Raw genomic sequence first — 24,225 nt, 5'->3', positions numbered from 1 at the left:
GCCCTCGAAAATCGACCTTTTTCAGGGGCAGCTATCATACATCGCCTTTTTCTTAATCTAACGGTAAGTAAAAGTATGTGTCTTTAAAAATAATTCAACTCTTACTCCGTTTAGCTTGAATTATTTTTAAAGGTTTGAGAAACTAAAAAAACAAATTAATAATAGAAGAAAATCTAAGTTTCTTTGATGGCTTGTCTCAAGACAAAAGGAGAATAAACATGAAGGCCCTAATTTTTCTCGCTTTATTTGTATGCATTATTGCCCTTATTGTAACGTTACTGCTTACTAAATCGGAGGATACGAATTATAGTAGTAAGAAAAGCATGACCAATCTTTCTGTCATATACCTGTTGTTAGTACCAGTAGTGCTCATCGTAGTGGTGTTATTTTGGATTTTTGTGTAAGCCCTTTTTATATTAAATAACCTTTTTACTAGGTGCCAAAGTTTGGTACCTTTTTCAATTTGATAGTAATAAGTTAGAATGATTGTAACAACTAACTAGGAAGAGGGTTATACATGAAGGTACAGTTAAATCTCTTTATCGCCTTTTTTCGTTCTGGCATGCTTGGTTTTGGAGGAGGTCCATCAGCAATTCCACTTGTCAAAAAAGAGGTTGTTGATGTGTACAAATGGATGGATAATAATGAATTTAGCGATGTTCTAGCGCTAGGGAATACATTACCGGGGCCAATTAACACGAAAATGGCCGGTTATATTGGCTACCGAGTTGCTGGGATATTTGGAATGTTAACAGCAGTATGTGCCGCGATTATTCCAACGATTTTGCTTATGGTTATATTTCTAACCTCACTAACCGCTTATAAAGACCAACCATGGGTGGCAGGAATGACAAATGGGGTAATCCCAGTCGTGACAGTTATGATGGTAGTATTGACTTGGGATTTTTTTAAAAATGCTAAGAAAGGTCTCGGTTGGAAAGTGAGTATTAGTATTCTTATCCTAAGTTTTCTACTTATTGAGATGCTACATATACATCCAGCTATTATTATTGCTTTATTATTGTTATGTGCGTTACTAAAGCGAGAAAAGGGCGAACCCAAACAAAAGGTAAGGGGGGATCAGGGATGATTTATGTAGAAATTTTTCTTGCCTTTTTCATCCCTGGTATTATCGGTTATGGTGGGGGTCCTGCATCCATACCGCTTGTTGAATATGAAGTAGTTAGTAGATACCAGTGGATGACGGTTGAGCAATTTAGTGAAGTGCTCGCACTCGGTAATGCGCTTCCAGGTCCGATTGCAACAAAGATGGCGGGCTACATTGGCTATGAGGTTGGTGGGGTTTTAGGGGGAGTAGTCGCTGTTTTCGCAACAGTCGCACCTTCATTATTTTTAATGATTGTGTTGTTAGGTATTCTCTATAAATTTAAGGATTCGCCAAAAGTAAAAAATATGACAGCTATGATCCGACCGACTATTGCGGTTTTACTAGGGGTTTTGGCGTATCGCTTTCTTGAGACCTCCTATTTGAATGCCGGTTTATGGCAAACTCTCTTTCTTATGGTTGGAAGCTTTTTTTTGCTTGAAAAGTGGAAGGTTCACCCTTCTATCGTGATTATGGGGGGAATCTGTTACGGTGCGATATTTTTGAGCACTTAATAGGAACCACACAATAAAAACATGCTAAGGTCCCTCCAACCTTAGCATGTTTTTCATGAATTTGTGTTGGTTCGATCGGACATAGCCCAATTGATAAAGCCAACGACTATAAATAAAATAAACAACATTATATAAATACGTCCTGTGCCAGGACCAATGTCCGTGAACGAGATAAGGAGCCATATCAATGAAACAATGAAGTAAATCAGACTACCCTTTGTCATTTTTTTCATAGTGATTCCTCCTCACGTTTAGTCTATTTATCTTTTACCCTTAGGGACAAAAGACAAACGTAGCATAGTCTCTGATTAGTTAATGACAATAAAAAAACTAGCTCTCGCTTGAGAACTAGTTTGGGTTTAAACATGTGGGAAGCCATCATTGCCGTATTTAAGATAAAAAGTTTTATACCACCACTCCTCAAAGTGGGTGTTTGCAGAAACTGTCTTGCATGTCCTCCACGTCATATAGACAGAGGCTTGTCATTCTAGTCCCGATTTAAAACTCCCTATTACAGCTTAAAGGTTAAAACTTAGTATAAATACGAACAATATAGCTATGTTTATTATCATAACGTATGAAATGTTGCGAATCAATAGTAGATATTGGTATATGAAAGAACGTATATCTCTTATTCAAAAGATGTTATTTTATTCATGTTCTTCTCCGTTATAATGTACCTACAAGGTCTTGCCAGAGGAAGGTGATTTTTGAATGAAAATAGGGATGATTAGGCACTTTAAAGTAACAAGAGGGTACCCGAATAAATATGTAAATACTAATGAATTACTTCAATGGATGAAGGAATATGACGAATCAGCTGTTGAGGAGATAGATTTGGATATGAAACAAATAGAGTGGAAGCGTTGTTACTCTAGCGATTTACCAAGAGCAAGGGCAACGGCGGAGAAAGCATTTTCAGGTTCTATTTCTTATAGAAAGGAATTAAGAGAAATATCTTTAGCCCCCTTTTTACGTCTAAATTTACGTTTGCCTCTTTTTATACATCTCCTTTTTATAAGGATAGTTTGGCTATGTGGTCATCGTTCTCAACCGGAAACAAAACAACAAGTCATTGATAGAATTCATACTGTATTAGATGAAGCATTACAAGTGAATGAGGATGTTTTAATTGTTGGACATGGTGGGTTGATGATATTTATGAGAAAAGAATTATTGAGACGGGGGTTTGCAGGACCATCGTTTCAGAGGGCTAGCAACGGAAAGCTTTACGTCTATGATAAGAACCATTAAGAATATTTTTAGGTTTTCATGATAAAATGACTGAGAGTAAAATATTGAATTAGGAGGAATATTCTTTGATTTTCAGCCCAACTGAGATAGAATCAAAAAACATGTATAAACTGTTGACAGGGGCAGTTGTGCCTCGTCCAATTGCTTGGGTTTCAACGAAAAGTGACCAAGGAATTTTAAATATTGCGCCATTTAGTTTTTTTACGGTAGCCTCGTCTAACCCTGCGACTCTCTGTTTTTCTGTTGGCCCGGGGGCTGGTGGAGAGAAGGATACGCTTGCCAATATCCGCGATACGGAAGAATTTGTTATTAATATCGTTAGTACAGACCTAGCGAATGCGATGCACAAAAGCGCAGAGGCTTTCCCTCCTGACATTGACGAATTTAAAGAAGCGGGTTTAACCCCTGTAAAAAGCGAAGCGATCGACGTGCCAAGAGTTGAAGAAGCTCCTATTAATATCGAATGTTCTTTAGACCGAATTATCCCTGTAGGAGATAATCATTTAGTATTAGGGAAGGTTGTCCATTTTCATATTAAAGATGAGTGTTATCTGGGTGACTTTAAAGTGAACCTTGAGAAAGTAAAACCATTAGGGCGCTTAGCGGGTAACTACACAATTATCGAGAAGCAATTTAGTCTGCCCCATCTAGATGTGAATGGTCTATTCACAAAAAAGTAATTTCAGTCCCCTCCTCTTTGTGCCCGTTTTGAACGACACAAAGAGGAGGGAAGTAACAACCAACTTTAATTAGCTTATAATGGGGGACTTTTGTGTGGAATTCGTGAGACAATCAATTAAACTAAAGGATCATATTTGTTTCCTAGCCATGGTTTTTTGTTTTTGGTTTTCAATTTATATATATATTCCGATTTTTGGTGTCTATTTGGAAACGCTAGATATGGCATACATGGCTATTGGAGTTATTATGGGTGGCTATGGTATTATGCAAATTCTAATGCGCTTCCCACTTGGAATGATTTCGGACCAACTAGAAAATAAAGAGAAGCAATTACTTTATATTGGCTTTTTTATGGCATTGTTGAGTGCTTTTTGTTTAATTTGGTTCGATTCGTTTATATTTATTTTTATTGGGCGTCTTTTAGCAGGTATAACAGCATCAATGTGGGTAGTGGTTACAGTGCTTTATTCTCAATATTTTGTCACGAATCGCTCTACTCAGGCTATGGGCATTTTGCAGTTTGCGACAGTGATTACACAATTCCTTAGCATGGGAATTAGTGGGTATATTGTCACGCAATTAGGGTGGAAGGCCCCGTTTTGGGTTGGAGCTATTGCTGCATGTATTGGTTTGTTTTTTGCTATAAATATCAGAAGTAAACCACAGATTGGTAGAGAGAATAACGAGGAGATAAAACAAGGCTATCTTAGTCAAATTCGTTCAGTTATACGAAATAAACATCTTTGGATTATTTCGGTATTGTCTTTGCTCGCACATGGTATTTTATTTATTACAATTTTTGGATTCACACCGATTTATTATACAACTTTAAGCGGTAATGATTTATCGCTTTTTTGGATAGTCTCTGCCTTCTTTATTCCCCATAGCTTAGCATCATTGGCTTTAGCATTTAAAAAGAAGAAAATTGAAAAACCTAATTTATTACTTGTTAGTTGTTTTAGTATAGCTGGGGTGTTTGCTCTACTCGTCTCTTTTACTTCCTCAGTCGTACTTGTTTGCATTTATCATATGTTTATAGGCTTAGGTTTGGGTTTTATTTTTCCACAGTTACTTGGTTTAGTTATACAAGTGAGTCCTCTTAAGCTTCGTACAACAGCTATGGGATTCTTTCAGTCGGTCTATGCACTTGGAATCTTTTTAGGGCCTTTTTTCGCTGGGATTGTTGCGGAACAAATAGGGTTATCGGAAGTATTTTTATTTACAAGTTTATTAGCTTTATGCGGAGTTGTGGTGGTGGTTATTCGTAAGAGACTTGAAAGTAGAGATGCGCAACAACTGTCTTTTAAAGTTTAATCTGGTTTAAACCTTTGTTTCAAAGGTTTTTTCTGTTTATTTAGGGTGATTTCATTATTTTATACAAGAGAAAAGGCTGCTAAGCAGCTTTTCTCTTGTAAATTAGTTTGGTTTAGGGTCATCCCATAGTATACGTACCCGTTCAATAAATCGGTGACTACGTCTATCTTTTAAAGGACCGTTAATAAGAGCATGTAAGGCTTCTCGGTTGACTAGCGTAACTTTTTTTTCGGCGGCTAAAATCCGTGCTGTTCTGGTGAAATAATGGTTGGTTATCACAAATACTTTATTTGCTCCGGTTTTTACTTTGCTATCTAACGCTTCTTGAACCGAGGTTATACCTAAAGTGGTATGATGTCTTTTTAAATAAGCAACAGCTTTGATCCCCCGTTTTCTTAGAATGAAAGTTACATTCAACTGACTTGTTTTTGACACGGAGTAACCAAGGCTTTGAAGCAAAGGAATGAGAAACTCCTCAAATTCATTATTGCTCATTTTGTCAATTTGTTTCCAGTTCGGGTTATGAAGATGAGTTGCTTTTTTTAACTGGAGCCAACCGATATAGAGAAGGGGAATAGAAAGGATGAGCGTAATGCATATTATTACAAATTGGAGGTGGTTATTAAAAAATTGTATCAATTTATTCACATCCCTTTTCTAGATATAAGTTTAAATTCCCCAAAAAATATCTGATTATGTAAAAAAGTTAAATCTACTATTTTTCTAGAAGTAAATAAAACCATAAAAGACTTTTTATGACTCCTAGTACTTTGCTAATAATCGTAATAGTTAGGAATAAAATCACATGACTTTAGTTGATATGGGGTGAATTCTATCGTATTATTGAGGAGTGATTATCATTTTCCATAGTAGAACTGTTTTTTGTATGAGGTTTTTTAAAAAGGGGCTGAAACAATGGATTGTTTATTCGTTCCTGCGAAGTACATCATGTGTCGATTATCTTATCGACAAAAATTTAGTTTATTAGGATTTTTGTTGATTTTATCGGCGGGGGTGGCTATCCTTCCATGGGTGATAAATATTGGTATCGAGAACAAGTTATTGTTATTCTTTTATTTGCTCGTTACATTTGGTACGGCTTATTTTTTGTTAGCGTATTATTATGTTATGTATGATGCATTATCAGTGATTAAGAATGTATCGGAAAGAGTTTTAAATGAAAATTTTTCATCAAGAGTTAACCCATCTTCAAGAGATGAAGTTTATTTTATAGGACCCTATTTTAATGAGATGATAGCTACATTTAATCGAATGGCTTATCAACATCAATATGCTCAAAAGAAGATAGAGCATCTAGCTAATTATGATCCATTAACAGGATTAGCAAATCGTTCATTATTTCAAAGTCGTCTACCTGTTGTTATGGAACAGGCTAGAAAATCAGCAAGTCCGATGGCTATTCTCTGTATCAATTTGGATCGTTTTAAAATGGTTAATGATACAATGGGTCATCGAATAGGAGATGAATTATTGAAAGCGCTTTCCTGTAAATTGACAATAGGCGTAGGAAAAGACGATATGGTGGCTAGATTAGGAGGAGATGAGTTTAATATTATCCTTACTAATTTGTCATCAGAATGTGATGCTAGAAATGCAGCTAAAAGAATTATTGCTGAGATTTCTCAGCCTGTCGTTATTGAAGAATGTGAATTGTCTATTTCTTGTAGTATTGGGATTAGTATGTACCCTAATCACTCAGAAAGTGAAGATTTGCTTTTGAGATATGCTAACCGAGCAATGTACTTTGCGAAAGAGAAAGGGAAAGCGACTTATCAATTATTTGATTCATCATTTATGACTGAACAAAAGCAAAAATTTAAATTGGAAATGAATCTTAAGAAAGCATTGGAAAAAAACCAGTTTTTCATACAGTATCAACCACGAGTAGAAACAAGAAATGGAGAAGTAGTGGGATTTGAATCACTCATACGCTGGATGCATCCAGATTTGGGTATTATTAGGCCGAATGAATTCATACCTTTAGCAGAAAAAAGCTCACTCATATTTTCAATTGGTTATTGGGTGCTTAGAACAGCTTGTTTACAAACCAAAGAATGGCAAAGAAAAGGGTTCAATCCTGGTTTTGTCTCAGTAAATATCTCTCCAAACCAGTTTTTATCAGATTCATTCGTTTCCGATGTAAAACATATTTTAGAAGAAACGAACCTAGAACCCTATTATTTAGAATTGGAATTAACAGAACATGTATTTTGTGAGGATAATGTCATAAATAAATTAAAACAATTAAAAAAAATAGGGGTTAGAATTGCCATCGATGACTTCGGTACAGGATTTTCTTCATTAAGTTATTTAAAAAATTTTCCAATTGATACACTGAAAATAGACCGTACGTTTATTAAAGATATTCCAAGTGGTGAGAAGGATAAAGCTATTATGAAAACAATTATCTCTATGGGACGTCGACTAAACCTATGTGTTGTCGCAGAAGGGGTAGAGACTATTGAACAGTTACAATTTTTAGAAAAACGTGGATCTATCCAGGTGCAGGGATATTTAATTAGTAGACCGGTTGTAGCCAATGAATATGAGGACTTTTTGAGGGGAAGTGAGCGGATAATCAAGACTTCATAACGGCTTCCTCGTGGATTAGTAAAAAAGAGGTTTATATCTTAAAACAAGAACCATTATGTTTAGGTTCTTGTTTTTTTATACAAACAAACGTTTGCTTATTTTGTTGGTTCATTTTAAGATAGGGAGGAGAGGGGTTGTGGCGAATTAATGATTGAATTCTTTTCATCTCATTTATATATAGCAATGGTAGCGATAGCTTTCATTTTACTTTTAACTTTCTGGCTAGTTTACAAAAAAAACCGTAGGAAGCGTTATGACTTATCTAAAATGACTTTAGATGATATTGATAAGATGGATGGTTATGAGTTTGAGGACTATTTATATGTACTTTTAAGAGCAATAGGGTACGAACAAATCTATCAAACAAAGAAAAGTCGGGATTACGGAGCTGATTTACTGTTTATTGATCGAACGAATCAAAAGACTGTCGTTCAAGCAAAACGATATCTTGAAAAGGTTGGGCTGTCGGCAGTACAGGAAGTATATGCGGCTCAAGCCTTTTATGAAGCAAACTCCGCTCTAGTCATAACTTCGGCTAAACATATTTCTGAGCCTTGTTTGAAATTAGCGACAGCAGCTAATGTGAAAATTATTGACCGTGAAGACTTAGGAGAAATCATTCATGCGTTCAAGAAAAAAAACTTTGAAAGAGCACAAGAGATTGTTGAAGTGCCTGATGAACCAGTCGGTTATACCTCAGAAGATAGTCTGACCGCCAACAATGATAAGCGCGGCCTAATTCAAGCAGGAGATTATTACTATAAGATTTAACATTGTAAAAGTCTTACTAGATTTTCTTTTCTTTATCTTTTTTTCTGGGCGATTTGATGACCTGGGTGAAAGGCATCAGGTAGCTTAGCAAAAGGATCTTTGGATTTCTTTGAGATTCTCTGTAGAGGGCACTGAAAAAGGAAAAGTTAACCTTCTTCAGTGTTCTCGAATAAGACATCCTCCTTTTTCCATATTCATGGTAGAGGAGGTGAACATTCATGTTCAAAGGAATCGATTGGCAAATGACTGTGTTTGTTGGCATTTCTTTATTGCAAGAATATATTAGCTTTATTCATCTTCCCCGTGTTTATTTCTGGAGTGAAGAAGGAGATGATACGGATCGAAACCGGGCGGCTTAATGTCGCCCGGTTTTTTTAGGTTAAATATTATAAATTTCTTTTAAGGTTTATTAAAGGTACATAAACCTAGGTCGGTGTGTAAATTGAAAAAAATGCTGGGGCGTTGCTCTATTATTGAATGGAATTACTAAATAAAGGGTAGTGTACCATTAAAGACTAAACTAGAAGGAGTGTAAAAAATGGCGACATTGGCATTGAAAGATAGAGTGGCAATCATAACAGGGGGATCTTCAGGAATTGGAAGAGCGAGCGCAATCGAACTTGCAAAAAAGGGCGCAAAGGTAGCTCTTATCGATTTGAAGGAAGAAAATGCTGAAAAAGTTAAACATGAAATTGAGAATATGGGGGGAGAAGCGCTTGTTACGGACACAGATGTATCGGATCCGCAACGAATGGAAGAAAGTTATCAATATATTTTAAAGCAATGGGGACGAGTCGATATTGTTTTTGCTAATGCAGGCATTAATGGAAAAGTTGAGCCAATTGAAGATTTAACTGCAGAAGATTGGGATCAAACGTTATCAACTAATTTAAGGAGTACATTTTTAACTGTAAAATACGCAATTCCTCATATGAAAGAAAAAGGCGGTAGCATCATTATAACAAGTTCAGTTAACGGAACGAGAACGTTTAAAAGTTTTGGAATGTCAGCATACAGTACGTCCAAAGCAGGCCAAGTTGCTTTTGGAAAAATGGCTGCATTAGAATTGGCAAGATATCATATTAGGGTAAATATTATTTGTCCTGGGGCAATAGAAACAAATATTGGCGAAAATACATTTCCTGATAAAGAAAAATTAGAAAAAATCAAAATCCCTGTTGAATTTCCTGAAGGGTCAAAGCCTCTTGAACATCATCCTGGAAAACCAGAACAAGTTGCTGACCTTGTTCAATTTCTAGCATCAGATGCTTCGAGTCACATTACAGGCAGTCAAATCTTTATAGACGGAGCCGAGTCATTGCTTTAATATGGATAAAAAGATGTAAGCTATGATAATAAGATTGTAAAGGCAATTAGGGGGAAAGTTTATGTATGGTGTTCCTTTAACGAAGAAAGCAAAAAAAATCATGTTACTCGGTTCAGGGGAATTAGGGAAAGAAGTCGTCATTGAGGCGCAGAGACTAGGTATTGAAACGGTCGCTGTTGATCGCTATAATCATGCACCGGCTATGCAAGTCGCTCACAGGTTTCATGTTGTGGATATGTTACATGGCGAAAGCCTACGAGCTGTAATTGAATTAGAAAAACCAGATTTAATCGTCCCAGAAGTTGAAGCGATTCAAACTCAGATTCTTGTAGAACTCGAGCAAGAAGGTTATCATGTTGTGCCAACAGCTAGAGCAACGAAGTTAACGATGGATCGGGAAGGTATTCGTAGACTTGCAAGTGAAGAATTAGAATTGCCGACAGCTAAGTATGAATTTGCAAATACGTTAGATGAATTAAAGGAAGCAGTCCAAAAGATCGGGACACCATGTGTGATTAAACCTTTAATGAGTTCATCAGGTAAGGGTCAAAGTTTGTGCCGGGCCTTTGAGGATGTTGAAGCTTCCTGGAACATTGCTCTAGAGGGTGGACGGGGGAAAAGTACTCGTGTCATTGTTGAGGAATTTATTCGCTTTGAATCTGAGATCACATTGTTAACTGTTCGTTCGATTTCAGGCACAGCGTATTGCCCTCCTATCGGACATATTCAAAAAGATGGCGATTATATTCGGTCTTGGCAGCCACATCATATGAGCCCTCAGCAAATAGCCGAAGCTGAGGTTATCGCGAAGAAAATTACGGATGCGCTAGGAGGCTATGGTCTTTTTGGTGTCGAATTATTTCTAACTAAGGATCGTGTATATTTTAGTGAAGTCTCACCTCGGCCACATGATACAGGTATGGTGACATTAGCAACACAAAATTTATCCGAGTTTGCTTTGCATGTGCGAGCTATTTTAGGACTACCTGTTCAAGATATTCTTTTACATACGCCAGGAGCGAGCCATGCAATAAAAGCATGGGAGGAAAGTTCATCTTATCAAATAGAGGGAATAGCGGACGCTCTTAAAGTGAAAAACACAGAGGTGCGTGTATTTGGGAAGCCTGAAACGAAAGTAGGACGCCGTATGGCTGTTACCTTAAGTACAGCAGATACCATTGAGGGAGCAATAAACCAAGCTGAGGAAGCTGCATCGAGAATTAACATCCTATATAATAACTAATACTCAGGGGCGAGGCCACTGAAAAAGTCCCTTTTTAGCAGAATTGAGGAAGCAGCATTAAATATAACCTGAATAACTTAATGGAAAGTGGGGAATGAACATGAAGGTCTTTGTCTATACCCAGGAGAAGTGTAGACCATGTCATGCAGAAAAAGAATGGCTTAAATCTCATAACATTGATTTTGAAGAGAGAGATGTAAGAAAAGACCCTATTTATTTGGAAGAAATTCTAAAATTTAATGCTAGTTCTACCCCCGTTACAGTGATTGAGAGAGAGAAGGGAGAGCCGCAAGTCATTATGGGATTTCATGTACGAAGGTTGGCTGAGGCATTGGGAGTTTCACTAGAGAGATAACTAGATAGTTAAAGTAAAAAGAAAATCTCACCCGAAGAGCGTGGGTGAGATGCCGCCCTCCCTCTTCCCCAAACCCGGGGAAAGAGGGATGAAAAAAAAGAAGATCTCACCCGAAGAGCGTGGGTGAGATGCCGCCCTCCCTCTTTCCCAAAACCGGGGAAAGAGGGAGGGCTATTATACTAGTTTGGTTGTCCATGATTCGCAGTTCCAGGTTTCGGTGACGATGTCTTGGTAGAATTCAGGTTCATGGGAAATGAGAAGAATGCTACCTTTGTAGGCTTTTAAGGCGCGTTTTAATTCCTCCTTGGCATCGACGTCAAGATGGTTTGTTGGCTCATCTAGAACGAGAATATTGGTTTCGCGATTAATAAGCTTGCATAATCGAACCTTTGCCTTTTCTCCACCGCTTAAGACAATGATTTTACTTTCAATATGTTTAGTTGTTAGTCCACATTTTGCTAGAGCAGCTCGTACTTCGGCTTGTGTGAGTGAAGGGAACTCTTGCCAAACCTCCTCAATGCAGGTATTACTTGAGTCCTTTGCTTCTTGCTCAAAATAGCCAATTTCTTGATAGTCGCCACGCTCAACCAATCCAGAAACAGGTGGATTTAGAGCGAGTATGCTTTTAAGTAATGTCGTTTTTCCGATCCCGTTGGCTCCGACTAATGCTACTTTTTGTCCACGTTCCATTTTAAGGTTTAGTGGTTTTGAAAGAGGTTCCTCATAGCCGATTACAAGATCCTGCGTTTCAAAAATTAATTTGCTCGTTGTTCTGGCTTCTTTGAAGTTAAATGAAGGTTTTGGCTTGTCCTTAGCAAGTTCAATGACATCCATTTTATCAAGTTTCTTTTGTCTAGACATCGCCATATTGCGAGTCGAAACACGTGCCTTGTTACGAGCAACGAAGTCTTTAAGCTGTGAGATTTCTTGTTGTTGTCTTTTAAAGGCTGCCTCTAGCTGTTGTTTTCTCATTTCATGTACTTCTAGGAAGTGATCATAATCCCCGACGTAGCGGTTTAACTCTTGATTTTCCATATGGTAAATTAAGTTAATAACACTGTTTAAAAATGAAATATCGTGAGAAATTAAAATAAAAGCATTTTCGTACTCTTGTAAATAGCGCTTTAGCCATTCAATATGCTGCTCATCTAAGTAGTTTGTTGGCTCGTCTAAAAGAAGAATATCTGGTTTCTCTAGTAAAAGTTTTGCAAGAAGTACCTTAGTCCGTTGTCCGCCACTTAAATCCTCAACATCTTTATCTAGTCCAACATCATCTAATCCAAGTCCTCGGGCAATTTCTTCTACTTTTGCATCGATGACATAAAAATCATTATTTGTTAACGTATCTTGAATAATGCCAACCTCTTCCAGTAGCTTTTCAAGTGCTTCTGGTGTGACATCGCCCATTTTGTCATATATTGCTGTCATCTCTGCTTCAAGGTCATACATATATTGGAACGCGCTTTTTAGGACATCACGCATTGTCATTCCACGTGATAATACAGTATGCTGGTCAAGGTAACCTACACGAACTTTTTTTGACCATTCGACCTTTCCTTCATCTGGCATTAGTTTACCAGTTATAATATTCATAAACGTTGATTTTCCTTCACCATTAGCTCCGATGAGGCCGATATGCTCACCCTTGAGTAATCGAAACGATACATCATGAAAAATAGCTCGATCTCCGAAGCCATGACTAAGGTTTTTAACGGTTAATATACTCATTGAAAAACACCTTTCCTTTACAAAAGTACCTGTTTAATATCCTTTATCATATTACCATAAGTCAGACGTTACGTCTTTGGAGCTGTAATGGTTTAAACTGGATAAGGTGAAATGGTTTCTGTTACGATAATAGTAATTATTATTTCGGTAAGAGGAGTGTTTAAATTGAAGGTTGTTGTGACGCGTCAGTTACCAAATGAAATTATCGAAATGTTGTCAAATCGTTATGAAGAGGTTGTTGTCTGGGAAAAGGAAGATGAACCTATTCCAAGAGAAAGACTACTTAGAGAAATTGTTGATGCAGACGGATTACTAACAAATTTAACCGACAAGATAGACAAAGAGTTGCTATCGCAAGCGACCAAGCTTAAAGTTGTCAGCACACTGGCTGTTGGTTTTGATAACATAGATGTTGTTGAAGCAAAAAAACGTGGAATACAAGTAGGTCACACTCCTGGAGTACTCACCGAGGCAACGGCTGACTTAACGTTTGCATTGTTACTGGCTACCTCTAGAAGACTCGTTGAAGGTATGGACGTGATTCGCGAAAATCGCTGGACAAGTTGGGGGCCTTTTTTACTTACAGGACAGCAAGTACATGGGGCAACCATTGGGATTATCGGAATGGGTCGAATTGGTATGAGTGTGGCTAAACGAGCAAAAGGTTTTTCCATGAATATTCTTTATCATAACCGCACTCGTCATTTGGAGGCTGAGGAAGAGTTTGATGCAACATATTGCTCAATGGACGATCTGCTTGAGCAATCCGATTTTGTTGTCTTGCTTGTCCCTTCTACAAAAGAGACACACAAAATGATAGGTACTGCTGAATTTGAGAGAATGAAAAAAACAGCGGTCTTTATAAATACTTCTCGTGGCACAAATGTTGATGAAGATGCATTATATAAGGCCTTGGAAAGTCAATCCATTTACGCTGCTGGACTTGATGTCTTTGAAGAAGAACCTATTTCTGCGTCACATCCCCTTTTAAAACTGAACAACATTACAGTCCTCCCTCATGTCGGGAGTGCATCAATACAAACACGACTACAGATGGCAAAGCTTGCGGTCGATAACACGATATGTGGTCTAGAAGGGAAAACACTTATTCATGAAGTGAAATAGTTTTAGAAAAGAGGAGGCATTGTACTTTATCCCTAAAAAAATATACTTTTTCTTTTCTCCTGAAGGAATCTGTATAGAATGTACATAATATAGTAATGAGGTAAAATGGGCCGGTTTAAAAATATATGGTAAAAGTAATTAGAGGTTTTTTGAAAGGATGAGAAGAAATGAGTAAATTATTTGAGCAAGTTATTGAGCGTCGAGGGACGGCGTCAATGAAATGGGACATGTTAAAGGAGCGTTTTGGTGCTGAAGATTTATGGCCAATGTGGGTAGCTGACATGGATTTTAGGGCTCCCCAAGCCGTACTAGATGCCTTAAAAGAAAAAGTAGATCATGGGATTTTCGGATATCCTGCTCATTCGAAATCGGTGGATGAAGCTGTTCAAAATTGGTTAGCAAGACGTTATCAATGGAAGGTAAATTCAAGTGCATTTATTTATACCCCAGGTGTTGTTCCAACATTGAGTAATATTATCAAAGCATTTACTGAGAAGCAGGATGAGGTTGTCATTCAAACACCCGTCTATTATCCATTTTACGATGTCATCAAGAAAAATGAGCGTGACCTCGTGAGAAACCCTCTGGTTTTTGATGGAAAGCAATACAAAATGGATTTAGAGCATTTAGAGTCGGTTATAACTGATAAGACTAAAATGATCATTCTTTGCCATCCTCATAATCCAGGTGGTCGAGTTTGGACTAGAGAAGAGTTAGAATTATTAGCCGCTGTTTGTAAAAGACATGACTTACTCGTTATTTCTGATGAGATTCATGCCGATTTGCTTTATGAAGGTCATGTTCATGTTCCTTTAGCGTCCATTAATGATGATATGGCAAATCGAACGTTTACGTGCCTAGCTCCGAGTAAAACATTTAACTTAGCTGGAATCCAAACATCCTATGTTGTTGTAGAAAATGATGAATTAAGAACAAAGTTAAAGAATTTCTTAGCAAGTACGTTTATGAATTCTACAAATAGCTTTGCTGAGGTTGCTACGGAAGCAGCCTACCGCTATGGTGAAGAGTGGTTAGACGAATTAATGAGTTATGTTCAAAAAAACTACGATATGGTTTCAGAGTTTCTTAAAGAAAATATGCCTAAGATTCGTCCAATTGAACCAGAAGGCACTTATTTACTTTGGCTAGATTGCTCTGAGTTGGGCTTATCCGCAGCAGAAAGGAAAAACTGGTTAATCAAAGATGCCCAGGTAGCCTTAAATCATGGGCCGATGTTTGGAGAAGAAGGTAAAGAGTTTGAGCGAATGAATCTTGCATGCCCTAGCTCTATCCTAAAAGAAGGATTAAATCGAATGAAGGTAGCCTACGAGAGACAAGGATTTTAATGACAACATTAGTGGTAGGCAAAAAGATGAATTTGTTAATAATATTTGAGGCTTATTTTTATGGCAAGGAACTTAAACTAGAAGAGGGTTTACTTTACTCTTACTCTAAGGCTTACGTCTCTAAGCCTCAAGCAAAACATATACATATGACGTAAAGAATCTATTTAGTATTGCTGAGAGGAAACTAATGACGGATGAACTAGTGCTACAGCTATTTTATTAAGACCGAGAATAATATGGAACTGTCAAGCATAGGATTATGAGACAATAATAATGGATAAATCCTAATTATTGAGATTTGCTAAGACGGAGGAGACATTTATCAATGACTATTAAAAATTTGTATCATGAACTCGTAAATGAATGTAGAACTAAACTTGATAGAGAACTAACTAAAAAAGAAATGGAACTCATTCAATGGATTCAGGAAAATCAAATAGAGTCTCTTTATCAGCAAGTAAAAAGCTCATAAATCATAAACACAAAAAAATTCCTCCTTTAAGATTAATTAAAGTGAGGAATTTTTTTGTATTCTTTGTCTGAGGCTCCTCCCTATGGTTTAATGTATGTAGGGGATTCATTTTTAAGGAGGCTTGCCTTATGAAGACATTTAAACTGTATTCATTAGCTATTTTGGAAAGTGTCAATGGCACAGTTATTCAAAAACCGATATCTGTTTCAAACGGTCTTATTATTAATATGGAAAATCAGGAATATATTTGGTACATTGATGCTGTGGTCTCAAAGGAGGAGGAACTCTATTTTGAACAAGTCCAAGAAAGAAAACAAAATATCCTCGTTGATGTTGTTATCACAAGTAAGGAAAATCACCCTGCAGCAATGATCACCTCAATTTCTGCAATTACAAAACTTAGTACGGGGGCAAGCATATTACTTGAAGCGAGACTAGTCTTAAAAAAAGATGACATTATTGAAAATATGGTTGAAAACCTTGTAAATGAAGGTTTTTCAGGTAAAACCCTCTTTAGCGAGTTTAAGAAGCGGAAAGAAAATTTAGCGGCACATTCCCAAACGACATTAGATGAAGTATATAGAACGTTAAAAGAAAGCGGGAAATATCAGCTCACATAAACTAAGAACTGCGTTTAAAAACGTAGTTCTTTTTTTTGAAATGCTTTCCGAAGTTCCTAATTTCCAACTATAACAGAAAAAGTACAAAGCTGATGTGTATAGAAAGTCGTCTCCATCTCATACTAGTTAAGAGTTAGATGAGAATGTAGGGGGAAGTCAGGATGGCAAATAAGAAAAATTGGGATGTACTATCGATTTCATCAATTCCTCTTGTTATGACGCTTGGTAACTCTATGTTAATCCCTGTTCTTCCAATTATAGAAAAGAAAATTGCCATAACCGCTGTACAATCCAGTATGCTGATTACAGTGTATTCAATTGTCGCTATTTTATGTATTCCTGTTGCAGGATATATATCTGATCATGTTGGACGAAAGCGCGTTATCATCCCAAGTTTAATTTTGGCTGGAATTGGAGGGCTTATTTCAGGGTTTGCAGGATGGCAGATGGAGAATCCTTATAGTATATTACTCCTTGGTCGTTTGCTTCAAGGAATCGGTGCTGCAGGAGCAGCCCCTATTGTTTTACCCCTTGTTGGAGATTTGTTTACCAATGAAAAGGAGATAAGTAAGGGGCTAGGGATTATTGAGACAGCAAATACCTTTGGTAAGGTGTTGAGTCCGATTTTAGGGGCATTGTTAGCTGCGATTGTTTGGTACATGCCATTTATTGCTATACCTATTTTTTGTTTTGTTTCGATTGTTTTATTAATATTTTTGGTTGAATCTCCCCCCCAAGTTGAGAAGCCTCAACCTTTTAAGATATTTATCAAGGCGACTAAAAAAGTATTTAAGCGAGAAGGAAGATGGCTTTATGCTGTGTTTATCGTAGGCACGATATGTATGTTTGTCCTCTTTGGGATTTTGTTTTATTTATCAACAATGCTTGAAGAAACCTATCAAATAAAAGGGGTCAAAAAGGGAATTATTTTAGCGATACCACTTGCTGCCTTATGTGGTTCTTCTTTTATAACAGGGAAGACAATTGGACAGGATAAACAAAAAATGAAAACAATGACGGTTATTGGAATTGCATTTTTAACACTGGCGACTTTTTCAATTTCTTTTTCGGAAGATATCTATATTCTATTAACAGCTTTATTCGTAAGTGGAATTGGTATTGGATTTGCATTGCCAAGTTTAGATGCCTTTGTAACAGAAGGTATTCAGAAAGACCAACGTGGTTCCATTACTTCATTTTATAGTAGTATGAGGTTTTTGGGTGTTGCTTTAGGTCCACCCATATTTGCGGTGATGATGAAAGGGTCACACTTTTTTTTGTTTTTTACCAATGCCTTCATTTGTTTGATGGCATTACTAATTACACTATTTATGATAAAACCGGAGGAAACGGTGAAACGAACTTGGGGTTAACAGTTGGTGCAAATGATGAAAGAAGGTATACTGCTTAGTATGGGAGAGTAAGAAGGAGCGGTTAAGCAATGTATACATTCAAAGATTTAAATGGGTGTCTTGTTCAACTATCTTTTTCTAATGAAATTCTAATCGAAGAGGCCTCGCATGTATGGGTGATATGTTCCTATAGGGACAAGTGGTTGTTAACTAATCATAGCGAGCGAGGTTTTGAATTTCCTGGAGGAAAGGTTGAAAAGGGAGAGACACTAGAAGAAGCAGCGATTCGGGAAATACAAGAAGAAACGGGTGCCGTTGTTTTAAATATGACCTGTATTGGTCAATACCATGTAGATTGTGGACATATTCCTTTTTCCAAGAAGGTTTTCTATGCACAAATAAGTAGTATTAACCCTGAAAATAGTTATTTTGAAACAAAAGGACCGGTGCTTATGTCCAAGCTGCCGGATAGGATAAAAGAAGATGAACGTTTTAGCTTTATCATGAAAGACGACGTCTTAACCTATTGTTTAGATTATATCAAAAAAAACCAACTTTGTTGAAGAGGCTACTGAGCGGAGAGTATCAGCAACCTCTAGAAGTGTTTCATCAACCGTTTTTCTAGTACCTCGACGGCTTTATACATAATGGTTGCAAGGACGGCAATAACCATTAAGCTCATAAGGACAAGGGTGAAGTTGAACACTTGGAAACCGTTAATGATTAAGAAGCCTAAACCTTGCTTGGAAACGAGAAATTCACCGACAATAACACCAACCCATGCTAACCCAACATTGACCTTTAATGTTGAAATAATCGTGGGTATAGATGCAGGTAAAATGACATAACGGAATGTTTGTTTTTTTGATGATCCAAACGTTTGCATAACTTTTACATAATTATTGTCTACTTCTTTAAAGGATGTATAGACTACAAGAGTAGTAATTACAATCGAAATAAGCGCCCCCATTGCTATAATTGAAGAAAATCCAGGACCTAAACCCACAATTAATATTGGACCAAGTGCTACTTTTGGCATTGAATTTAAGACGACGAGGTAAGGGTCCAACACTCTCGACGCAAAGGGGGACCACCAAAGAACAGCAGCAATAAAGGTACCAAGAACTGTTCCTAGGATAAAGCCTAAAATCGTTTCAAAAAGAGTAATGGATGTATGCACAAATAGACTTCCATCAACAATACGTTGAATAAGTAAATGAAAGATTCGACTTGGCATACTAAATAGAAGTGGATCGATAAGACGTGTTCGTGCAGCAAATTCCCAAACTGAAAAAAAGCTAAGGAGGATGCCCAATTGGACAATAAATACAAGCTTTTTTTCTTTTTTTAATCTACGTAAATATTGTGCATGAAGCTGTTGACTGGTATCATTCAAGGCTCTCCAACTCCTTCCAAATAAGTTGAAATTGTTCATTATATAATGAAGATTGCCTCGCTTCAAAAGGAAGGGAGTGCCTTAATTCACTAGGCATCTCAAAAATTGTATGAATTTTTCCGGGTCTAGGGGACAGTAAAATAACTCGGTCCGACATCGCTATTGCCTCCCCAATATCATGTGTGACGAGAATGGCAGTTTTTTGTTCTGCTTTAAGTGTAGTGAAAACAAGGTCTTCTAGCTTGAGCTTGGTTTGATAATCTAGAGCCGAGAATGGTTCATCGAGTAACATTAGCGATGGGTTTGTTGCAAGCATTCGCACTAGAGCAACACGTTGTCTCATTCCTCCTGATAATTGACTTGGATATTGATTCTTTTTATCTAGTAAACCCATTTGATCAAGAAGGGAAAGAGCAAAGTCTTTTCCTTTTTTTGAATCATGACCAAGAATTGTTTGACCGATCATAATATTGGATTCAATGGATAACCAAGGAAATAGATAATCTTGTTGCAGCATGTAACCAGTATTTGCTTCTATTTGAGTAACATTCGTTCCATTAAGAGTAATTTCACCTGTTGTTGGGGAAAGTAAGCCTCCTATTAGGGATAGAAGGGTGGTTTTCCCACATCCACTTGGACCGAGAAGGGAAATAAATTCCCCGTCCTCGACCACTAAATCAATATGTTCAATCGCTGTGGTAGCTTCTGTTTTTGAGAGGTATGTCATGGAAACATCTGATAATCGCAGTGTAGACATTATCATCACCTTCCTAATTTAGGACACTTTCTACTATTGACGTATTGACTAAATCGCCGTAGTCCACATACTCAGGTAATGCCCCTGCTTCATCCATTATTGTTTGTAGGTTTTCCCAAGCTTCAGGCTTTAGAAGAGGATCTGTTGCATAGGACCCTTGAGATTTATAACGCTCAACAACTTGTGCAATTAATTCAACGGGTGTATCTTCAAAAAAACCTACAATTGCCTCAGCAACCAGTTCAACTGGCTGTTCTTGAACCCACTGTTGACCTTTATATAGAGCACGAGTGAAGCGTTCAAGTAATTCTTGATCCTTTTTGATGGTGCTTTCGGTTGCCATGAAACCAGTATAAGGAACAATACCTGACTCTGTTCCAAAGGAGGCAACGACATAACCAATTCCTTCATTTTCAAATTGAGTAGCTTGTGGTTCAAACAATTGAACAAAATCTCCTGTTCCTGAAGCAAAGGCACTTGGAATATTTCCAAAATCAATGTTTTGAATCAGGTTTAAATCTTGATGTGGATGAATTCCATTTTGTTTAAGAACATGTTCCCCTACCATCTGAGGCATCCCACCTGTACGTTGACCTAAGAAGGTGCTACCTTTTAAATCATCCCATTCAAATGAGTCTAGCTTCTCACGCGAAACAAGGAAGGTGCCATCGGTTTGGGTTAACGCTGCAAAGTTTATTGCTGGGTCAGATGCTCCCTGTGCATAAACATAAATCGATGTTTCAGCACCGACAAGCGCCACGTCAGCTCCGTTAGATAACAGAGTAGTCATCGTTCGATCACCACCCCAAGCGGTTGTAAGTTCTAGGTCAATTCCTTCCTCCTCAAAGAAACCTTGGGACATGGCTGCGTAGAGAGGTGCATAAAAAATTGATCGCGTGACTTCTGCTACACGAATGGTTTCATTTTTCGAAGAGGAACAGGCAACAGGAACTAGGATAAGAATGCTAATCAAAAGTAGGGTTAGCCCCCTTTTTACATAGGCTAATTTCATTAAAACCAACTCCCTTATATTTATGTGATAGTGTATGATAGGACAAGAAAATATGTGTAAGCCCAAAAAAGGTAGGTCTAAAAGAGTTGGTTTTAAGTTTTATTTCCTATTCAACCCGCAATAAGAAAACCATTGCTGTCTTGTGAGGAACCCATGTTGAAAACTACTTTAGTAGAAAGGTGGAATAAAATATGACAACCAAATTGATTTCTTCTATACGCATTCCTTCACCTCATCCTCGAATTTATTTATATGAGATAACTTATGGGAGTGATGGTTTTCGCGTTAAAGGGTACCTAGCAGTCCCACAAATAATACAACAACGTTTGCCTGGTTTGCTTTACCTGAGAGGGGGGATTAAGAATGTTGGGATGGTTCGTGTTCAACGGCTAGTTCAGTGGGCTTCTCAAGGATTTGTCGTTATGGCCCCTTTTTATCGAGGAAATCGTGGGGGAGAGGGGCAAGAGGATTTCTGTGGAGAGGATAGAATGGATGCGATAGCAGCCTTTGATTTGCTGTCGGATCATGAAAAGGTTAATCCACACCAAGTTCATGTTTTAGGTTTCTCAAGAGGCGGAGTCATGGCTCTGTTAACAGCTCAAGCAAGAAATGTGACATCTGTGACGAGTTGGAACGGGGTCACTGATATGGTATTGACATATGAAGAGAGAGTTGAACTAAGAAGAATGATGAAAAGAGTTATTGGGGGGACCCCTAATAAGTATCCTGAACGATATGCCTGGCGCACCCCTTTGAAGCAACTTAAAAAACTTCAGGCACCTGTATTGTTGATTCACGGTTGCTTAGATCAACACGTATCGATTGAGCATGCCTATCGGCTAGAACAAGGTTTATTATTATTAAATAAGCCGGTAGAAGCTTGGTACTATCCAATCTTTACACATCACTTTCCGATGAAGGAGCAGCAACGTATTTTAATAGAAGCAGCAAATTGGATGAAACAACATGATTTAAGTAATGTAACGACAAGAGGGTATCAATAAAAGGCGATGATAGCCTTATTGATACCCTCTATATTTTATATACGGGGGCCTGCTTGCTTGATTTCAGAGGCTACAGGGGAAAATTTCTCGAAGTTCTTATTGAAATTTCTAGCAAGTTCTTTGGCTTTTGAGTGGTATGCTTCTGCATCTGCCCAAGTCTCTTTTGGCTGGAGCACCTCACTTGGAACCCCAGGGCAATGTAACGGTATTTGAAGACCGAATATTGGGTCGACCGTCGTTTCAACTGCTGTGAGGTTACCCTCTAGCGCAGCCTGAATCATCGCTCTTGTGTAGCGAAGATTCATACGTTTTCCAATGCCGTATGGACCACCGGACCAGCCTGTATTAACAAGGTAGACATTCACGTTATGGGCAACGATTTTTTCTCCTAACATTTTTGCATAGCGATGAGCTGGCAATGGTAGGAAGGGGGATCCAAAGCAAGTTGAGAAGGTTGCCTCAGGCTCTGTTACACCACGTTCTGTTCCAGCAAGTTTACTTGTATAGCCAGATAAGAAATGGTACATCGCTTGCTCCTTTGTTAATTTACTAATTGGAGGGAGCACACCAAATGCATCAGCCGTTAGAAAAATAATTGTATTTGGATGACCGGCTACACTTGGTATTAATGCATTTGGTATGGCTTCAAGTGGATATGCTGCCCGAGTGTTTTCTGTTAAACAAGTGTCATCAAAACTTGGTAGGCGTGTGTTAGAGTCAATAACGACATTTTCTAGTACTGTTCCGTAACGAATGGCGTTCCAAATTTCTGGCTCATTTTCTTCTGATAGATTTGCGCATTTCGCATAACATCCCCCTTCAATATTAAACACACCATTTGTTGACCAGCCGTGCTCATCATCACCGATTAATGAACGAGTGGGATCCGCAGATAATGTTGTTTTCCCAGTCCCAGATAGTCCGAAGAATAAAGCAACATCCCCTTCATTACCGACATTTGCGGAGCAGTGCATGGATAAAACATCTTGCTCAGGTAATAAGAGGTTCATGATAGAGAAGATTGACTTTTTCATTTCCCCTGCATATTCAGTTCCTCCGATTAAAACGACACGTTCTTCAAAGGAAATAATGACAAAGGCTTCTGAGTTCGTGCCATCTACTTCTGGAACGGCTTTAAAGCCAGGAGCAGAGATAATTTTGAATGGATTTTCTTGAACATGTTCATGTAGTTGAGTAGGACGAATAAATAACTGTCTGGCAAACACTTGATGCCATGCAAATTCGTTGATGACGACTAAAGGAAGCTTATAGCGCTGGTCCGCACCTGCATAGCCTTTTGATACAAAAAGTTCTTCTTTCTTTTCTAAATATGTTAAGACTTTATTGTAAAGAGCGTCATACACGTTTTTATCAATTGGCTGATTAATAGGTCCCCAGTTTATTAGGTTATTTATTGATGATTCTTTGACAATGAATTTATCTTTTGGTGAACGTCCAGTGTAGGCACCTGTTTCCACGCTTAATGCACCAGTTGGGGTCAAAATACCCTCGTTTCGCAACAGCGACTTTTCAATTAATTTAGGGAGAGGTAAATCATGAAGGACTCCTGATCCTTCGAGAATGAAATCAAGTTTAGACGTTTGTTTAAGTGCTTTCATATTCACAAATCCTTTCTGGTTTTAATTGCGAGTCATTTATGCATCTTAATTTTCATTTAGTATAACACATTTAATGTAATGGTCTACACTTTTATGCGCGTTCTTCTGAAATTTTTTAAAAATTTGACGTAACGCATTTTGTAGACACAGCATATAGTGGAGGAGGATGAGTAGGGAGGTAAGATCCATGCAGGAGGTTTCAATGCTTGACATTGCAACAGTATCTGCTGTTGTTGCTGCCCTTGTGACAGTCGTGGGGAATGCCTTTGGGATAGATAAAAAATACCGTGCCTTACTTGCAATTGCCATTGCAAGTACTTTATGGTTTATACCGAGAGAATGGGGAGAACAAGTATTAATGGCATTAATTATCGGTTTAACGGCTAGTGGGATGTACAGCCAAGTAAAGCCTAGAGATAATCAGAATGAATTACTGCAATTACAAATGCGTGAACAGTTTAGACAGGAAGTGGAAGAAAAAGAGAACGAGAAGCGAAAACAACAGCAACAGCAACAGGGGGAAGCTCCTCAAAATGAAGGAGACTCCAATCAAATTAATAATCGAACACCTTATTAGGGAGACTAATAATTAGTCTTCCTTTTTTAAGGTTTATTT

The 24,225-nt window shown here is 37.8% G+C and carries 27 protein-coding genes; 20 read left to right on the top strand and 7 right to left on the bottom strand.

Going from position 1 to position 24,225, the window contains the following annotated elements:
* Nucleotides 1-218: 218 nt before the first annotated feature.
* The 3 genes from CEF19_RS05740 (at nt 219) to CEF19_RS05730 (ending at nt 1,620) form a co-directional block, all read left to right on the top strand.
* Nucleotides 219-404, top strand: coding sequence for a BshB3 potential contributor to bacillithiol synthesis (locus CEF19_RS05740; RefSeq protein ID WP_100405199.1), 186 nt, complete (start codon nt 219-221; stop codon nt 402-404).
* A 113-nt stretch (nt 405-517) separates the two neighbouring features.
* Entirely contained in the window at nt 518-1,090 is a 573-nt protein-coding gene (locus CEF19_RS05735) for a chromate transporter (RefSeq protein WP_100405198.1), read from the top strand.
* Nucleotides 1,087-1,620, top strand: coding sequence for a chromate transporter (locus CEF19_RS05730; protein ID WP_100405197.1), 534 nt, complete (start codon nt 1,087-1,089; stop codon nt 1,618-1,620). Before CEF19_RS05735 ends, CEF19_RS05730 begins: the two co-directional genes overlap by 4 nt.
* A gap of 53 nt (nt 1,621-1,673) precedes the next feature.
* Here the strand turns inward: CEF19_RS05730 and CEF19_RS05725 are convergent, their stop codons facing one another.
* Complete coding sequence (locus tag CEF19_RS05725; RefSeq protein WP_100405196.1) at nt 1,674-1,853, bottom strand: hypothetical protein; 180 nt, start codon at nt 1,851-1,853, stop codon at nt 1,674-1,676.
* Between the two features lie 481 nt (nt 1,854-2,334).
* Here CEF19_RS05725 and CEF19_RS05715 point away from each other — a divergent pair, with 481 nt between their 5' ends.
* From CEF19_RS05715 to CEF19_RS05705, 3 genes are all read left to right on the top strand, one after another.
* Complete coding sequence (locus CEF19_RS05715) at nt 2,335-2,874, top strand: histidine phosphatase family protein (protein ID WP_100405195.1); 540 nt, start codon at nt 2,335-2,337, stop codon at nt 2,872-2,874.
* Between the two features lie 65 nt (nt 2,875-2,939).
* On the top strand, nt 2,940-3,554 hold the full coding sequence (locus tag CEF19_RS05710; RefSeq protein ID WP_100405194.1) for a flavin reductase family protein: 615 nt from the start codon (nt 2,940-2,942) through the stop codon (nt 3,552-3,554).
* A gap of 94 nt (nt 3,555-3,648) precedes the next feature.
* Nucleotides 3,649-4,869 carry an MFS transporter gene (locus CEF19_RS05705; protein WP_157800886.1) on the top strand — a complete coding sequence of 407 codons (1,221 nt, stop codon included), beginning with the start codon at nt 3,649-3,651 and terminating at the stop codon, nt 4,867-4,869.
* Between the two features lie 102 nt (nt 4,870-4,971).
* Here CEF19_RS05705 and CEF19_RS05700 read toward each other — a convergent pair whose 3' ends face one another.
* Nucleotides 4,972-5,508: a restriction endonuclease gene (locus CEF19_RS05700; protein ID WP_100405192.1), complete on the bottom strand. Its 537-nt coding sequence runs from the start codon at nt 5,506-5,508 to the stop codon at nt 4,972-4,974.
* Nucleotides 5,509-5,784: 276 nt separating this feature from the next.
* Here CEF19_RS05700 and CEF19_RS05695 point away from each other — a divergent pair, with 276 nt between their 5' ends.
* From CEF19_RS05695 to CEF19_RS05675, 6 genes are all read left to right on the top strand, one after another.
* A complete protein-coding gene (locus CEF19_RS05695) occupies nt 5,785-7,482 on the top strand; it encodes an EAL domain-containing protein (RefSeq protein WP_100405191.1) in 1,698 nt (565 codons plus the stop codon).
* A 147-nt stretch (nt 7,483-7,629) separates the two neighbouring features.
* A complete protein-coding gene (locus CEF19_RS05690; RefSeq protein WP_100405190.1) occupies nt 7,630-8,253 on the top strand; it encodes a restriction endonuclease in 624 nt (207 codons plus the stop codon).
* A gap of 218 nt (nt 8,254-8,471) precedes the next feature.
* On the top strand, nt 8,472-8,612 hold the full coding sequence (locus CEF19_RS23445; RefSeq protein WP_198510245.1) for a hypothetical protein: 141 nt from the start codon (nt 8,472-8,474) through the stop codon (nt 8,610-8,612).
* 179 nt (nt 8,613-8,791) lie between these two features.
* Complete coding sequence (locus CEF19_RS05685; protein WP_100405189.1) at nt 8,792-9,580, top strand: SDR family oxidoreductase; 789 nt, start codon at nt 8,792-8,794, stop codon at nt 9,578-9,580.
* 61 nt (nt 9,581-9,641) lie between these two features.
* Nucleotides 9,642-10,823 carry a formate-dependent phosphoribosylglycinamide formyltransferase gene (gene purT, locus CEF19_RS05680; RefSeq protein WP_100405188.1) on the top strand — a complete coding sequence of 394 codons (1,182 nt, stop codon included), beginning with the start codon at nt 9,642-9,644 and terminating at the stop codon, nt 10,821-10,823.
* Between the two features lie 100 nt (nt 10,824-10,923).
* Nucleotides 10,924-11,178, top strand: a complete 255-nt coding sequence (locus CEF19_RS05675; protein ID WP_227521923.1) for a glutaredoxin domain-containing protein — start codon at nt 10,924-10,926, stop codon at nt 11,176-11,178.
* 174 nt (nt 11,179-11,352) lie between these two features.
* On the opposite strand, the gene CEF19_RS05670 is transcribed toward CEF19_RS05675, so the two are convergent.
* Nucleotides 11,353-12,906: an ABC-F family ATP-binding cassette domain-containing protein gene (locus CEF19_RS05670; protein WP_100405186.1), complete on the bottom strand. Its 1,554-nt coding sequence runs from the start codon at nt 12,904-12,906 to the stop codon at nt 11,353-11,355.
* Nucleotides 12,907-13,071: 165 nt separating this feature from the next.
* Between CEF19_RS05670 and CEF19_RS05665 the strand changes: the two genes are divergently transcribed.
* The 6 genes from CEF19_RS05665 (at nt 13,072) to ytkD (ending at nt 18,384) form a co-directional block, all read left to right on the top strand.
* Complete coding sequence (locus CEF19_RS05665) at nt 13,072-14,031, top strand: 2-hydroxyacid dehydrogenase (RefSeq protein WP_100405185.1); 960 nt, start codon at nt 13,072-13,074, stop codon at nt 14,029-14,031.
* Between the two features lie 167 nt (nt 14,032-14,198).
* Nucleotides 14,199-15,377, top strand: a complete 1,179-nt coding sequence (locus CEF19_RS05660) for a MalY/PatB family protein (protein ID WP_100405184.1) — start codon at nt 14,199-14,201, stop codon at nt 15,375-15,377.
* A 325-nt stretch (nt 15,378-15,702) separates the two neighbouring features.
* Nucleotides 15,703-15,849 carry a hypothetical protein gene (locus CEF19_RS23440; RefSeq protein ID WP_198510243.1) on the top strand — a complete coding sequence of 49 codons (147 nt, stop codon included), beginning with the start codon at nt 15,703-15,705 and terminating at the stop codon, nt 15,847-15,849.
* 128 nt (nt 15,850-15,977) lie between these two features.
* Nucleotides 15,978-16,469, top strand: coding sequence for a YwpF family protein (locus tag CEF19_RS05655; RefSeq protein WP_100405183.1), 492 nt, complete (start codon nt 15,978-15,980; stop codon nt 16,467-16,469).
* Nucleotides 16,470-16,630: 161 nt separating this feature from the next.
* A complete protein-coding gene (locus CEF19_RS05650; RefSeq protein WP_100405182.1) occupies nt 16,631-17,842 on the top strand; it encodes a bacillibactin exporter BcbE in 1,212 nt (403 codons plus the stop codon).
* A gap of 68 nt (nt 17,843-17,910) precedes the next feature.
* On the top strand, nt 17,911-18,384 hold the full coding sequence (ytkD, locus tag CEF19_RS05645; protein WP_100405181.1) for an RNA deprotection pyrophosphohydrolase: 474 nt from the start codon (nt 17,911-17,913) through the stop codon (nt 18,382-18,384).
* A 32-nt stretch (nt 18,385-18,416) separates the two neighbouring features.
* Here the strand turns inward: ytkD and CEF19_RS05640 are convergent, their stop codons facing one another.
* From CEF19_RS05640 to CEF19_RS05630, 3 genes are read right to left on the bottom strand one after another with little or no spacing between them, the layout of a single operon-like run.
* Nucleotides 18,417-19,256: an ABC transporter permease gene (locus tag CEF19_RS05640; RefSeq protein WP_100405180.1), complete on the bottom strand. Its 840-nt coding sequence runs from the start codon at nt 19,254-19,256 to the stop codon at nt 18,417-18,419.
* The gene (locus CEF19_RS05635; RefSeq protein ID WP_100405179.1) at nt 19,210-19,974 is read right to left on the bottom strand and encodes an ABC transporter ATP-binding protein; all 765 of its coding nucleotides are present in this window, start codon (nt 19,972-19,974) and stop codon (nt 19,210-19,212) included. Before CEF19_RS05635 ends, CEF19_RS05640 begins: the two co-directional genes overlap by 47 nt.
* A gap of 13 nt (nt 19,975-19,987) precedes the next feature.
* Complete coding sequence (locus CEF19_RS05630) at nt 19,988-20,986, bottom strand: ABC transporter substrate-binding protein (RefSeq protein ID WP_100405178.1); 999 nt, start codon at nt 20,984-20,986, stop codon at nt 19,988-19,990.
* 191 nt (nt 20,987-21,177) lie between these two features.
* Between CEF19_RS05630 and CEF19_RS05625 the strand changes: the two genes are divergently transcribed.
* A complete protein-coding gene (locus tag CEF19_RS05625) occupies nt 21,178-21,990 on the top strand; it encodes an alpha/beta hydrolase family protein (protein WP_100405177.1) in 813 nt (270 codons plus the stop codon).
* Between the two features lie 35 nt (nt 21,991-22,025).
* On the opposite strand, the gene pckA is transcribed toward CEF19_RS05625, so the two are convergent.
* The gene (gene pckA / locus CEF19_RS05620) at nt 22,026-23,609 is read right to left on the bottom strand and encodes a phosphoenolpyruvate carboxykinase (ATP) (RefSeq protein ID WP_100405176.1); all 1,584 of its coding nucleotides are present in this window, start codon (nt 23,607-23,609) and stop codon (nt 22,026-22,028) included.
* A gap of 187 nt (nt 23,610-23,796) precedes the next feature.
* On the opposite strand from pckA, the gene CEF19_RS05615 reads away from it, so the two are divergent.
* Nucleotides 23,797-24,186 (top strand): hypothetical protein, encoded by a 390-nt coding sequence (locus tag CEF19_RS05615; RefSeq protein ID WP_100405175.1) that lies wholly within the window; start codon nt 23,797-23,799, stop codon nt 24,184-24,186.
* Nucleotides 24,187-24,225: the final 39 nt, after the last annotated feature.

This window comes from Bacillus solitudinis, assembly GCF_002797395.1.
GTDB lineage: Bacteria > Bacillota > Bacilli > Bacillales > Bacillaceae_D > Halalkalibacter_A > Halalkalibacter_A solitudinis.
Note: the sequence above shows the minus strand (reverse complement) of the source record. Positions and strands in the feature narration are given on the sequence as shown.